The organism is Pseudomonas sp. TSO6 (genome assembly GCF_056098905.1).
The window spans coordinates 165,130-178,023 of sequence record NZ_JBLZWV010000012.1 but is presented as its reverse complement, the minus strand read 5'-3'; the positions used below and the strand labels follow the sequence as shown (position 1 = coordinate 178,023).

Annotated in this window: 16 protein-coding genes; 6 read left to right on the top strand and 10 right to left on the bottom strand. The window is 60.7% G+C overall.

Annotation, left to right across the window (positions count from 1 at the left end):
• Positions 1-75 precede the first annotated feature (75 nt).
• The 3 genes from ACN6NG_RS03855 to ACN6NG_RS03845 all read left to right on the top strand — a co-directional run bounded on the left by ACN6NG_RS03855 (position 76) and on the right by ACN6NG_RS03845 (position 1,639).
• Positions 76-669, top strand: a complete 594-nt coding sequence (locus ACN6NG_RS03855) for a phosphoheptose isomerase (protein ID WP_012274070.1) — start codon at positions 76-78, stop codon at positions 667-669.
• Entirely contained in the window at positions 666-1,244 is a 579-nt protein-coding gene (locus ACN6NG_RS03850) for a BON domain-containing protein (RefSeq protein WP_016498037.1), read from the top strand. The genes ACN6NG_RS03855 and ACN6NG_RS03850 overlap by 4 nt, the downstream gene beginning before the upstream one ends.
• Before the next feature lie 176 nt (positions 1,245-1,420).
• Positions 1,421-1,639, top strand: a complete 219-nt coding sequence (locus ACN6NG_RS03845) for a YgdI/YgdR family lipoprotein (protein WP_016488976.1) — start codon at positions 1,421-1,423, stop codon at positions 1,637-1,639.
• A 51-nt stretch (positions 1,640-1,690) separates the two neighbouring features.
• Here ACN6NG_RS03845 and ACN6NG_RS03840 read toward each other — a convergent pair whose 3' ends face one another.
• The 7 genes from ACN6NG_RS03840 to rplM form a co-directional block, all read right to left on the bottom strand.
• A complete protein-coding gene (locus ACN6NG_RS03840) occupies positions 1,691-2,119 on the bottom strand; it encodes a ClpXP protease specificity-enhancing factor (protein WP_016488977.1) in 429 nt (142 codons plus the stop codon).
• Between the two features lie 10 nt (positions 2,120-2,129).
• Positions 2,130-2,753, bottom strand: a complete 624-nt coding sequence (locus tag ACN6NG_RS03835) for a glutathione S-transferase N-terminal domain-containing protein (RefSeq protein WP_016498035.1) — start codon at positions 2,751-2,753, stop codon at positions 2,130-2,132.
• Positions 2,754-2,870: 117 nt separating this feature from the next.
• Positions 2,871-3,650: a cytochrome c1 gene (locus ACN6NG_RS03830; RefSeq protein ID WP_474312983.1), complete on the bottom strand. Its 780-nt coding sequence runs from the start codon at positions 3,648-3,650 to the stop codon at positions 2,871-2,873.
• Positions 3,650-4,861, bottom strand: coding sequence for a cytochrome b (locus ACN6NG_RS03825; RefSeq protein WP_003251825.1), 1,212 nt, complete (start codon positions 4,859-4,861; stop codon positions 3,650-3,652). Before ACN6NG_RS03825 ends, ACN6NG_RS03830 begins: the two co-directional genes overlap by 1 nt.
• The gene (gene petA / locus ACN6NG_RS03820) at positions 4,861-5,454 is read right to left on the bottom strand and encodes a ubiquinol-cytochrome c reductase iron-sulfur subunit (protein WP_016498033.1); all 594 of its coding nucleotides are present in this window, start codon (positions 5,452-5,454) and stop codon (positions 4,861-4,863) included. The genes ACN6NG_RS03825 and petA overlap by 1 nt, the downstream gene beginning before the upstream one ends.
• Before the next feature lie 262 nt (positions 5,455-5,716).
• Positions 5,717-6,109, bottom strand: coding sequence for a 30S ribosomal protein S9 (gene rpsI / locus ACN6NG_RS03815; RefSeq protein WP_003260797.1), 393 nt, complete (start codon positions 6,107-6,109; stop codon positions 5,717-5,719).
• Positions 6,110-6,123: 14 nt separating this feature from the next.
• Positions 6,124-6,552, bottom strand: a complete 429-nt coding sequence (gene rplM, locus ACN6NG_RS03810; RefSeq protein ID WP_003251819.1) for a 50S ribosomal protein L13 — start codon at positions 6,550-6,552, stop codon at positions 6,124-6,126.
• A 258-nt stretch (positions 6,553-6,810) separates the two neighbouring features.
• Between rplM and ACN6NG_RS03805 the strand changes: the two genes are divergently transcribed.
• Both ACN6NG_RS03805 and ACN6NG_RS03800 read left to right on the top strand, forming a co-directional pair.
• Entirely contained in the window at positions 6,811-7,851 is a 1,041-nt protein-coding gene (locus ACN6NG_RS03805; protein ID WP_059395146.1) for an NADP(H)-dependent aldo-keto reductase, read from the top strand.
• Between the two features lie 190 nt (positions 7,852-8,041).
• Positions 8,042-8,962 carry a GlxA family transcriptional regulator gene (locus tag ACN6NG_RS03800; protein WP_169725191.1) on the top strand — a complete coding sequence of 307 codons (921 nt, stop codon included), beginning with the start codon at positions 8,042-8,044 and terminating at the stop codon, positions 8,960-8,962.
• Positions 8,963-9,097: 135 nt separating this feature from the next.
• Here ACN6NG_RS03800 and zapE read toward each other — a convergent pair whose 3' ends face one another.
• The 3 genes from zapE to ACN6NG_RS03785 all read right to left on the bottom strand — a co-directional run bounded on the left by zapE (position 9,098) and on the right by ACN6NG_RS03785 (position 12,287).
• Positions 9,098-10,192 carry a cell division protein ZapE gene (zapE, locus tag ACN6NG_RS03795; protein WP_016498030.1) on the bottom strand — a complete coding sequence of 365 codons (1,095 nt, stop codon included), beginning with the start codon at positions 10,190-10,192 and terminating at the stop codon, positions 9,098-9,100.
• 84 nt (positions 10,193-10,276) lie between these two features.
• Positions 10,277-11,626, bottom strand: a complete 1,350-nt coding sequence (locus ACN6NG_RS03790) for a tryptophan--tRNA ligase (RefSeq protein ID WP_063422312.1) — start codon at positions 11,624-11,626, stop codon at positions 10,277-10,279.
• 25 nt (positions 11,627-11,651) lie between these two features.
• On the bottom strand, positions 11,652-12,287 hold the full coding sequence (locus tag ACN6NG_RS03785; protein WP_279923226.1) for an alpha/beta hydrolase: 636 nt from the start codon (positions 12,285-12,287) through the stop codon (positions 11,652-11,654).
• A 135-nt stretch (positions 12,288-12,422) separates the two neighbouring features.
• On the opposite strand from ACN6NG_RS03785, the gene ACN6NG_RS03780 reads away from it, so the two are divergent.
• The gene (locus tag ACN6NG_RS03780; protein WP_016488987.1) at positions 12,423-12,860 is read left to right on the top strand and encodes a Z-ring associated ZapG family protein; all 438 of its coding nucleotides are present in this window, start codon (positions 12,423-12,425) and stop codon (positions 12,858-12,860) included.
• The last annotated feature ends 34 nt before the right edge of the window (positions 12,861-12,894 follow it).

Below are 12,894 nucleotides of genomic sequence, written 5' to 3'. Positions count from 1 at the left end.
TTTTTTTGCTCTATGTTTCGCGGGCTGGTCGTTGATGCGCGCAGCAAAGGCCACCGCCCCACTTAAGGTCACCAGATGGACATGCAATCCCGAATTCGCCGGCTGTTCCAGGCCAGCATCGATACCAAGCAACAGGCAATGGACATCCTGGCACCGCACATCGAGCAGGCCAGCCTGGTCATGGTCAATGCGCTGCTCAACGAGGGCAAGATGCTCGCCTGTGGCAACGGCGGCTCGGCCGGTGATGCCCAGCACTTTTCGTCGGAACTGCTCAACCGTTTCGAGCGCGAGCGCCCGAGCCTGCCAGCCATCGCGCTGACCACCGACAGCTCGACCCTGACCTCGATCGCCAACGACTACAGCTACAACGAAGTCTTTTCCAAGCAGATTCGCGCCCTGGGGCAGCCCGGCGACGTTCTGCTGGCGATCTCCACCAGCGGCAATTCGGCCAACGTGATCCAGGCGATCCAGGCCGCACATGACCGCGAAATGATTGTCGTAGCATTGACTGGCCGCGACGGCGGCGGCATGGCTTCACTGCTGCTGCCCGAAGACGTGGAAATCCGCGTACCTTCGACGGTTACCGCACGCATCCAGGAAGTCCACCTGCTGGCGATCCACTGCCTGTGCGATCTGATCGACAGCCAACTGTTCGGGAGTGAAGAATGACCCCTATGCGCCTCGGCCTGATGGCCCTGACCCTGTGCCTGAGCGTCACCGGTTGCAGCTCGGTACTCACCTCTACCCGCAATTCGCCGATCGAAGACGATCGCGGTACGCGCACCATTGGCAGCAAGATCGACGATTCGCTGATCGAGACCAAGGCCTCGGTGAACATTTCCAAGGCCAGCCCTGACCTGGACAAGGGCTCGCATATTGTTGTCAGCAGCTACAACGGCATCGTCCTGCTGGCCGGGCAGACCCCACGTGCCGACCTCAAGAGCCTCGCCGAGCAGACCGCCGGCCAGGTACAGCGCGTCAAGAAAGTGCACAACGAGCTGCAGGTGATGCAGCCCTCCTCCATCCTGGCACGCAACAACGACGCCTGGCTGACCACCAAGATCAAGACCCAGATGCTGGGTGACAGTGCCGTGCCCAGCTCGCGCATCAAGGTGATCACCGAGAACGGTATCGTCTACCTGCTCGGCCTGGTAACCCAGAAGGAGGCCAACTCGGCCACCGCAGTGGTGCAGGGCGTGTCGGGCGTGCAGAAGATCGTCAAGCTGTTCGAGTACATCGACTGATTCATTGCTGCCTGCACCGGCCTCTTCGCGGGTGAACCCGCTCCCACGGGGATCTCACAGCTTTCAAGCCTTGTGCATTCCTGTGGGAGCGGGTTTATCGAAGCGTCGAACCGCCGCGAAAGGGCCAGTACAAGCAACAACAATGCCCCACCTTTCAGAAACCCAGGAAACACCGCATGAAAAAGCTTCTGCTGCCTGCCCTGCTGATCGGCACCTTCGCCACCCTGGCCGGCTGCTCTACCCCAAGCCTGATCACCCTCAACGATGGCCGTGAAATCCAGGCTGTCGACGCACCGAAGTACGACCGCGACGCCGGCTTCTACGAGTTCCAGCAACTCGACGGCAAGCGCACCCGCATCAACAAGGACCAGGTACGCACTATCAGCGACCTGTAACCCAAAGTTGGCTGCAACGAAAAAGGCGATCCGGTTGGATCGCCTTTTTTGTTACTTGACCACTTTCAGGCTTGGCCGACCACTTGGGCGCGGCGGCTGGCCCCCACCTTCTGGCGGGCCATCGTCGTCCGGCTGCACATCATCCTCTTCCAGCTCGTCGCCATCCATTGGCGACTCCAGCTCGAAGACCATGCCTTGGCCATTTTCGCGGGCATAGATGCCCAGAATGGCGCCAACCGGCACAAACAGCGAATGGGCCACGCCACTGAAGCGGCCCTCGAAGCTGACCGCATCGTTATCCATGTGCAGGCTGCGCACGGCACTTGGCGAAATATTCAGGACGATCTGGCCATCGCTGGCGAAACCATCCGGCACCTGCACTTTCGGGTATTCGGCATTGACCAGCATATGGGGTGTGCAATCGTTGTCGACGATCCACTCATACAGTGCTCGAACCAGATAGGGGCGACTGGAGTTCATCAACAGCTCCTTAAAGCTTGCGCATTTCACGTTCTACGGAGGACAGGCTCGCCAGGAAAGGCTCCCGGGCAAACTGCCGCTCCATGTAATCCAGCAGCGGCTTGGCTTGCCGCGGCAATTCGATACCCAACACTGGCAAGCGCCAGAGTATGGGCAATAGACAACAATCGACCAGGCTTTGATCCTCACTCATGAAACAGGCGTACTCACCGAACAATGGCGAGACGCCGGTGAGGCTTTCGCGCAGGGCCTTGCGCGCCTCGACACGGGCTGCCTCGGTGCTGCGTGAGTCCAGCACGGTGTCGGCCAGGGCACACCAGTCGCGCTGGATGCGGTGCATCAGCAAACGGCTGTTACCCCGTGCAACCGGGTACACCGGCATCAGCGGCGGGTGCGGGTAACGCTCCTCGAGGTATTCCATCACCACGGTCGACTCATACAACGCCAGGTCACGGTCGACCAGGGTCGGCACACTGCCGTAAGGGTTTACCTCGGCCAGCTTGGCCGGCAGGCGACTGGGGTCGACATCGATGACCTGCACGCTGACACCCTTCTCGGCCAGCACAAGGCGTACCCGATGAGAATAGTGATCAGCGGGATCGGAATAGCAGGCTAACCTGTTGGTTGCGCCCATGTAGCGGCTCCTCGCACGGGATGCTTGTGCAACTGTAAATGAAAACGCGCCTGGGGCCCCCTGGCAAAACTGCCAGGGCGCCCCAGGCGCGTTCAACAACCAGAAACTACTGCGTGATCAGTGCACGTCCTTCCAGTATTCACGCTTGAGCAAATAGGCGAATACGAAGAAGAAAGCCAGGTACAGCAACACGTAGGTACCAATGCGCTGGCTTTCCAGTTTGACCGGGTTGGCCGAATAGGCCAGGAAGGTCACCAGGTTCTTGACCTTCTCGTCGAACTGCTCGGTGGTCAGGGTACCGGATTTCGGCGTGACGGTCAGCTGGTCACAGGCTTCGTGGGTGATCGGGCTGCCGGTCAACGGGTCGAATTGCTTCTTGCCATCGGTTACCGTCTGCACCTGCTTGCAGCCAATCGCCTGGTTACCCTGCAAGCCAACCAGCACGTTAGGCATGCCCACGTTCGGGAACACCTTGTTGTTCACCCCATAAGGCCGCGATGGGTCCTCGTAGAAGCTGCGCAGGTAGGTGTACAGCCAGTCGGTACCCCGCACACGGGCGACCAGGGTCAGGTCGGGCGGCGCGGCACCGAACCAGGTCTTGGCGTCACTGGGCTTCATGCCGATCTGCATGTGGTCACCGATCTTGGCACCGGTGAACACCAGCTTCTCGAGCATCAGCTCGTGGGGGATACCCAGGTCATCGGCCACCCGCTCGTAACGCTGGAACTTGGCACTGTGGCAGCCCATGCAATAGTTGGCAAAGGTGCGCGCACCGTCCTGCATGGCGGCCTTGTCGGTCAGGTCGATATCGGCCTTGTCCAGCTCCAGGCCGTGTTCGGCAGCGAAGGAAAAGGCAGGCATCACTGCCAGCAAAAATACTGCAATAAACTTTTTCATCAGCCAGTCACCCTTTCCGGAACCGGTTTGGTCTTCTCAAGCCTTGTGTAGAACGGCATCAGCAGGAAGTAGGCGAAGTACAACACCGTGCACACCTGCGACAGCAAGGTACGCCCAGGTGTCGGCGCCAGTACGCCCAGCACGCCGAGGATGACGAAGGCCACGCAGAACACCAGCAGGAAGACCTTGCTGATCCAGCCCTTGTAACGCATGGAACGCACCGGGCTGCGGTCGAGCCACGGCAGTACGAACAGCACGGCGATGGCCGCGCCCATGGCAATGACGCCCATCAGCTTGTCAGGCACCGCCCGCAATATTGCGTAGAACGGTGTGAAGTACCACACCGGTGCGATGTGCTCAGGCGTCTTGAAGGCGTTGGCCTGCTCAAAGTTCGGTTTTTCCAGGAAGTAACCGCCCATTTCCGGGAAGAAGAACACCACGGCGCAGAACACGAAGAGGAACACCACCACGCCGACGATATCCTTGACGGTGTAGTACGGGTGGAACGGAATGCCGTCCAGCGGAATGCCGTTTTCGTCCTTTTTCTTCTTGATGTCGACACCATCGGGGTTGTTCGAACCCACTTCGTGCAGGGCAAGAATGTGCAGCACTACCAGGCCAAGAATCACGATTGGCAGGGCAACCACATGCAGGGCGAAGAAGCGGTTCAGGGTAATGCCCGAAATCAGGTAGTCACCACGGATCCACTGGGTGAGATCGTCACCGATCACCGGAATGGCACCGAACAGCGAGATGATCACCTGGGCACCCCAGTAGGACATCTGGCCCCACGGCAGCAAGTAGCCCATGAAGGCTTCGGCCATCAGCGCCAGGTAGATCAGCATGCCGAACAGCCAGACCAGCTCGCGCGGCTTCTGGTAGGAGCCATAGAGCAGGCCGCGGAACATGTGCAGGTAGACCACGATGAAGAACGCAGACGCACCGGTGGAGTGCAGGTAGCGCAGGATCCAGCCGTATTCCACGTCACGCATGATGTACTCGACCGAGGCGAACGCCTCTTCCGCCGAGGGCGTGAAGCTCATGGTCAGCCACACACCGGTGACGATCTGATTGACCAGCACCAGCAATGCCAAGGAGCCGAAGAAGTACAGGAAGTTGAAGTTCTTGGGCGCGTAATACTTGCTCAGGTGGTCTTCCCACATCTTAGTGGCGGGGAAGCGAGCATCAATCCAGTCCATGAACTTGCTCATCATGCGTTCTCCTGATCGACGCCGATGACAATGATGTCGTCCGTCTCGTAAGAGTGCGGCGGCACTGGCAGGTTGAGAGGTGCCGGCTGCGACTTGTAGACACGGCCAGCCAGGTCGTAGTGGGAACCGTGGCACGGGCAGAAATAGCCACCCACCCACTTCGGACCAAGGTCAGCAGGCGCAACTTCCGGGCGGAAGGTGGGCGAACAGCCCAGGTGCGTGCACAGGCCGACGAGAATGAGGATTTCCGGCTTGATCGAGCGAACCTCAGGGTCGACGTAGGTCGGCTGCACCGAGGCCTTGGACTCGGGATCAGACAGGTCACCCGTGATTTTTTTCAGGTTGCCGAGGATTTCCTGCGTTCGCCGCACGATGAATACCGGCTGGCCACGCCATTCGGCCACCATCTGCTGCCCGGCCTCGACCTTGGCGATATTGACCTTCACCGGTGCACCCGCGGCTTTCGCCTTGGCACTGGGAAACCATGACCCCACGAACGGTACCGCAGCCCCCACTGCCCCCGCCGCCCCGACCACGGATGTCGCGGCTACGAGGAAGCGGCGCCGGCCTGCGTTGACGCCGTCATTGCTCATTCAGTCCTCTCCCATCAGCTTGCTTGGCCTGTTGAACCAGGCTCGTACTTAGGTTGTGTCAATGGCACTAAAATTTGGCCGTCATGGTAAGAAACAAATCCACACACTGACAAGGTGATTACCCTGGCAAGGGCGACAACCCGCGCTTTGCTTGATCTGCGTCTATGCGACAAGCGGCCACTGACATGCTGACAGGTTAGTTCAAGCCAAAAAAAAAGCCCGGTTCCAAGGAACCGGGCTTTTTTCGACTGCCGAAGCGGTATTAACGCTTGGAGTACTGAGGACGCTTACGCGCTTTACGCAGACCCACTTTCTTACGCTCGACTTCACGAGCGTCGCGGGTGACGTAGCCAGCACGACGCAGAGCGCCACGCAGGGTTTCGTCGTATTCCATCAGAGCGCGGGTGATACCGTGACGGATCGCACCGGCTTGACCGCTGACACCACCACCGGAAACGGTGACGTAGATGTCGAACTTCTCAACGGTTTCGGTCAGCTCGAGTGGCTGGCGAACAACCATGCGAGCGGTTTCGCGACCGAAGAACACGTCCAGAGAACGGTTGTTGATGGAGATGTTACCAGTACCCGGACGCAGGAATACGCGAGCGGTTGCGGTCTTGCGACGGCCAGTGCCGTAATTTTGAGTCGCCGACATAATGAACTATCCCGTTAGATCTTCAGTTCTTGAGGCTGCTGAGCAGTGTGTGGGTGAGCAGCACCCGCGTACACTTTCAGCTTGCGGTACATGTCGCGACCCAGCGGGTTCTTAGGCAGCATGCCTTTGACCGCGGTTTCGATAACACGCTCAGGGGCCTTGGCGATCAACTTCTCGAAGTTGATTTCCTTGATACCGCCCGGGAAGCCGGAGTGGGAGTAGTACATTTTGTCGGAAGACTTGGCACCAGTCACACGAACCTGCTCGGCGTTGATAACGACGATGTAGTCGCCGGTGTCAACGTGAGGGGTGTATTCTGGTTTGTGTTTGCCACGCAGACGGGTAGCGATTTCAGTAGCCAGACGACCCAGGGTCTGGCCAGCGGCGTCGACTACGAACCACTCGCGCTTTACTGTTTCCGGTTTAGCAGTAAAAGTTTTCATTCTCTAAAGCCTCAGAGGCCGCCCAGCGAAAAATAGACGGCGAATCTTACTGGATAGTGCACACGTTGCCAAGAGCAAGCGCGCAGCCGAACACAGACGCTTTTGGGGGCTCGGGTCGGGCACGCCAATGTTCGACGGGGTTCTTCCTGCGTGATGGTGCATCACTTCCGCCACGCGGAGAGGGGCTGAATTATCCAGATTGCGAGAAAAATTTCAACCTGCTTTGATAGCTATCTATTGCCAAGGAGTGTCTAACCGATGGAATACCGCCAGCTCGGCCGTACCGACCTCAATGTCAGCGCCCTGTGCCTGGGCACCATGACCTGGGGCGAACAGAACGTTCAGGCCGAAGCCTTCGAACAGATTGCCCGGGCCAAGGCCGCCGGGGTCAACTTCATCGACACCGCCGAGATGTACCCGGTGCCGCCGCGCCCGGAAACCTACGCAGCCACCGAGCGCATCATCGGCAACTGGTTCCGTGACAACGGTGATCGCGACGACTGGGTGCTGGCCAGCAAGGTTGCAGGCCCTGGCAACGGCATCAGCCACATCCGCGACGGCCAGCTCAAGCACAACCGCCAGCACATCGTCGCGGCGCTGGAGGAGAGCCTGAAGCGCCTGCAGACCGACCGTATCGACCTGTACCAACTGCACTGGCCGGAACGCAGCACCAACTTTTTCGGCAAGCTGGGCTACCAGCACCTGCCCCAGGACCACTTCACTCCGCTGGAAGAAACCCTCGAAGTACTCGACGAGCAGGTGCGTGCGGGCAAGATCCGCCACATCGGCCTGTCCAACGAAACGCCGTGGGGCACCATGAAGTTCCTGCAACTGGCCGAAAGCCGAGGCTGGCCGCGGGCGGTATCGATCCAGAACCCGTACAACCTGCTCAACCGCAGCTTCGAGGTGGGCCTGGCGGAAGTGGCCATCCGCGAGCAGTGCGGCCTGCTGGCCTATTCGCCGCTGGCGTTCGGCATGCTCTCGGGCAAATACGAGAACGGCGCACGGCCGGGCAACGCGCGCCTGACCCTGTTCAGCCGCTTTGCCCGCTATTCCAACCCGCAGACCGTGGCAGCCTGCAGCCGTTACGTGCAACTGGCCCGCGAGCACGGTCTGGACCCGGCGCAGATGGCCCTGGCGTTCGTCACCCGGCAGCCGTTCGTGACCAGCAACATCATTGGCGCGACCAGCCTGCAACAGCTGGACAGCAACCTGGCAAGCCTTGATCTGAGCCTGAGCGATGAGTTGCTGGCGGCGATCGAAGCCATTCACCAGGAGCAGCCGAACCCGGCGCCTTGACCGCCAGAGGGGCTGCTTTGCAGCCCCTCTGTTGCATAGGCTAGACACAATCGCCAAAAAATAAGACGATCCAGCCGGTGATTGACCACTCTACCCTATAAGAACAATGACAATGATGTTTACCCAACCCTCCGCGTCGCTGCGGCGCGTCAGCATCCTGGCCATTGACAAGGTGTTTGCTTCGACCTTGATGCAGGCCAAGGATTTCTTCCACCTCGCCAGCCTGCGTTACAGCAAGCAGCTGGGCCTGGGCTTGCAGCCCATGTTCGAGATCCACCTGGTGAGCCCCGACGGCCAGCCCGTGGACAGCTTCAGCAATGTTCAGCTACCGGTCGACGGTGGCCTGGACGACGCCGATGTGATCATCCTCCCGGCCTACTGGGACGATTTCGACAACCTCCTGCAACGTTATCCACAGGTGCTGCCATGGCTGCGTGAACAGCATGCCCGCGGTGCGGTGCTGTGCGCCGAGGCCAGTGGTGTGTTCTGGCTGGCCGAATCCGGCCTGCTCGATGGCAAGGAGGCGACGACCTACTGGCGCTTCTTCACCAGCTTTGCCGAACGCTTTCCGAAGATCCGGCTGAACCAGGACAAGCACCTGACCGACGCCGACAATATCTATTGCGCCGGCGGCGCCACGTCGGCCTGCGACCTGTACATCTACCTGATCGAGCGCTTCTGCGGCGCCAACGTGGCCCGCGCCGTGGCCCGCGACATCCTCTACGAAGTACAGCGCAACTACACCCCGGGGCGCATGGGCTTTGGCGGGCAGAAGCTGCATCAGGACCTGATCATCCTGCAGATCCAGCACTGGCTGGAGGAACACTTCGCCGACAAGTTCCGCTTCGAGGATGTGGCCCGCAACCACGGCATGAGCATCCGCAACTTCATGCGCCGCTTCCAGGGCGCGACGGGTGACAAGCCGCTGCACTACCTGCAACGGCTGCGGATCGAGACCGCCAAGGGGTTGCTGTCGAGCACGCGCAAGAGCATCAAGACCATCAGCTATGAAGTTGGCTATGACGATGCCAGTTTCTTTGCGCGGCTGTTCCGCCAGCACACCGAGCTGTCACCGAACCAGTATCGGCAGCAGTTCATGCAAGAGGCTTGAGGGCCATGGGGCTGCTTTGCAGCCCATTCGCGGCACAAGGCCGCTCCTACAAGAGATCGCGTACCAGCATGGAATCGCGTTCCCCTGTAGGAGCGGCCTTGTGCCGCGAATGGGCCGCAAAGCGGCCCCAGGTTCTCATGGCTTGTGCGCGCGCGACAGGAATTCGTGCGACTGCATCTCCAGCAACCGGCTCAGGGTGCGCTGGAACTCGAAGCTCAGGCGCCCGCCGGTGTACAGGTCTTTGAGCTCCACCTCGGCCGAGATGATCAGCTTGACGTTGCGGTCGTAGAACTCGTCCACCATGTTGATGAAGCGGCGGGCGATGTCGTCGGTGGCAACACCCATCTGCTCCACATTGCTCAACAGAACGGCGTGGAAGATCTTGCCCAGTTCGATGTAGTCGTTCTGGCTGCGTGGCCCATCGCACAGGGCGCGGAAGTCGAACCAGGCGACATCGTCACAGGTGCGCAGGGCATTGATCGGACGGTTCTCGATCATCAGCACATCGTTCTCGACCGCCTGGGTGCACTCAGGCGTCAGCGCCTTGAAGCTGGCGCGCATGCTCTGGTGCGCCGCATCGTTGAGCGGGTAGTGGAACAGTTCGGCCTGCTCCAGGTGACGCAGGCGGTAGTCGACCCCACTGTCAACGTTCACCACGTCGGTGAACTGCTTGATCATGGCAATGGCTGGCAGGAAGCGTGCGCGTTGCAGGCCGTCCTTGTACAGGCCGTCCGGCACGATGTTGGAGGTGGCTACCAGCGACACGCCGTTCTTGAACAGCTCTTCCATCAGGGTGCCGAGGATCATGGCGTCGGTAATGTCCGACACGAAGAATTCGTCGAAGCAGATGACCCTGGCTTCGTCGCTGAAGCGCTTGGCGATGATGGTCAGCGGGTTCTTCTCACCCTTGAGGGTTTTCATTTCCTCGTGCACACGCTTCATGAAGCGGTGGAAGTGCGTACGCATCTTCTGCTTGAACGGTAGCGCTTCGTAGAAGGTATCGACCAGGTAGGTCTTGCCTCGCCCTACCCCACCCCAGAAGTACAGGCCCTTGACCGGGGTCTGCTCCTTTTTGCCGAACAGCTTGCCGAACACGCCCGGCTTGTTGTTCTGCGCCTGTACCAGGTCGTCGTACAGGCGCTGCAGGTGACGCACCGCAGTTTCCTGCGCCGCGTCATGGAAGAAGTCGGGACGTTTCAGATCTGCTTGATAGCGTTCTAAGGGAGTCATGATTCGTTAGCGAGGCAACAAAAAACGGGCCGTCACTGTAGCGACAGGCCCGCTTAATGGCAATCAGACTTGCGTCAATATGCCTCAGTCCTGCTGTGGTGCCAGGGCATCACGCAGGCTTTGAATGGCCGCATCACGGGCTTCGGGGCTGTCGAACTGCGGCCCGTCGGCAACCTGCTCGCCGCTCAGCCACAGGCCGAAGCTCAGGCCTTCAACCCGCACATCGGCCTCGCCACCCTGCTGCAGCTGCTTGCTCACGGCGCCGGCGCTCTTGCCGTCGGCGAAGCTGCGCGACAGCAGCAGTTGCTCGCCGTCAGCGGCCAGCAGGCGGAAGCGGAAGCTGCCGTCTTCGTCGCGGAAGCTGACGAAGCGTGCGCTCTTGGCGGCCTTCTTCTTCACCTCGGTGCCGGCTTGCACACCGCTACGGAACGAGCGCAGGCCAACGGCTTCGCGCAGTTGCTCGAGGAACGGCGTGGCAATCTTGCGTGCCTTGGCGGCGCCGGCCAGCAGGATGTCTTCCAGGTCCGCCGGGCGGGCGATCAACTGGTGGTAGTACTCGCGTTTTTCGGCAAGTTGGCCATCCAGCAGCTGGAACAGGCGCTGCTTGGCATCGCCCCAGCCCAGGCCCTGCAGCAGCTCTTCGCGGAATTCGGCGCATTGCTGCGGCGTCGAGAAGGCCTGGTACAAGGTGAACAGGTGCGAATTGTCCGGGTCTTTCGCTTCGCCTGGCGCGCGCGAGTCAGTGACGATGCGCGAGATGGCGTCTTTCATGTCCTTGGCGCTGGTGAACAACGGGATGGTGTTGTCATAGCTCTTGGACATCTTGCGCCCATCCAGGCCTGGCAACGTGGCCACGCTTTCCTCGATCACCGCCTCCGGCAGGGCGAAGAAGTCGCGGCCCTGGCCGAACAGGTGGTTGAAGCGCTGGCCGATGTCGCGGGCCATTTCCACGTGCTGGATCTGGTCACGGCCGACCGGCACCTTGTGGGCGTTGAACATCAGGATGTCGGCGGCCATCAGTACCGGGTAGCTGAACAGGCCCATGGTCACGCCGGCGTCCGGGTCTTCGCCGTTCTCGACGTTCTTGTCCACCGAGGCCTTGTAGGCATGCGCGCGGTTCAGCAGGCCCTTGGCGGCAACGCAGGTCAGCAGCCAGGTCAGCTCGGGAATTTCCGGGATGTCGGACTGGCGGTAGAAGGTCACCTTGTCCGGGTCCAGGCCACCAGCCAGCCAGGTGGCGGCGATTTCCAGGCGCGAACGCTGGATACGCAGCGGGTCGTCGCACTTGATCAAGGCGTGGTAGTCGGCCAGGAAGTAGAACGAGTCGGCACCGGGCTGCTGGCTGGCACGGATCGCAGGGCGAATGGCGCCGGCGTAGTTGCCCAGGTGCGGAGTGCCGGTGGTGGTGATACCGGTAAGAATGCGCGTGGTCATGGGTGTTCGCTTATTCAGGCTTGGCTCAGTTCGAAAGGCGCGGCAGCAGCAGATCCTTCAGATCGGTCAGCTTGCCATGGAAGAAGTGTCCGCATTCTGCCACTTTCAGCAGCTCATGGGGGCGCGACAGGCTGTCAGACCATTCGTAAACCAGCTGCGGCGCGACCACTTCGTCGGCATCTGGCTGCACCACGGTGATCGGGCAGTGCTGGGGCAGCGGGAATTCGGCCGTCAGGCGCATGACTGCCGGGGCAATCATGAACAAGTGTTGCAGCGTTACCCCGGCGGCTTCCAGGCGCCCGGCCAGGCTGGTGGCAACGAAACCGCCGAACGAGAAGCCCATCAGCACCAGTGGCAGGTCGGGGTGCCTGGCGCGCAGCCAGGCGGCAGCGGCCTCGGCATCGGCCACTTCGCCGGCCCCCATGTCATGGCTGCCGGCGCTCTGGCCGACGCCACGGTAGTTGAAACGCAGGGTCACATAGCCGGCATCGCGAGCGGTGCGTTGCAGGGTCGAGACCACCTTGTTGAGCATGGTGCCGCCCTGGACCGGGTTGGGGTGGCAGATCAGCACCGCGCCACGGGCATCGGCCACGTCCAGGTACAAGGCTTCCAGCTGGCCGGCAGGGCCATCGATGAACAAGGGGGTTTCGCGGACAAGCAAGGCACTACTCCGTGACCTCGGGAAGGGTCGATTCGTCTAGGTGAGGAATTCTGTTCTGATTTGCGATCGCTCGCGGTATACAGCGCAGGTCTGAGCCGTTAACGTAAAGCAAAGCCGTTTATAGAGGAAGGACTCGTGGAACTCTCGCTCCTTGTTTGGTTGTTGCCAACCCTGGCCCTGGTCATCGGTGTGGCGGTCGGTTTCATTGTTGCCCGCCTGCTGCCCAACGCAGCGCCCAGCAACACCCAGCGCCAACTGGATGACATCCAGAAGCGCTTCGACAGCTACCAGAACGAAGTGGTCACCCACTTCAACAGCACCGCCATGCTGGTCAAGAAACTGACCCAGAGCTACCAGGACGTACAGGATCACCTGGCCGAAGGCGCCAACAGCCTGGCCCTCGATGAAGTCACTCGCCAGCGCCTGCTGGCTGCACTGCATTCCGAAGCGCCGCAAGGCCCGCGTGACCGCCTGACCCCGCCGAAAGACACCGCCGAAGTGCCGCGCGACTATGCGCCAAAAGCGCCAAATTCGCCGGGCATGCTCGATGAGAGCTACGGGCTCAAGCGTTGATCTGCTGAACATGAAAAAGGCCTCGCAAGAGGCC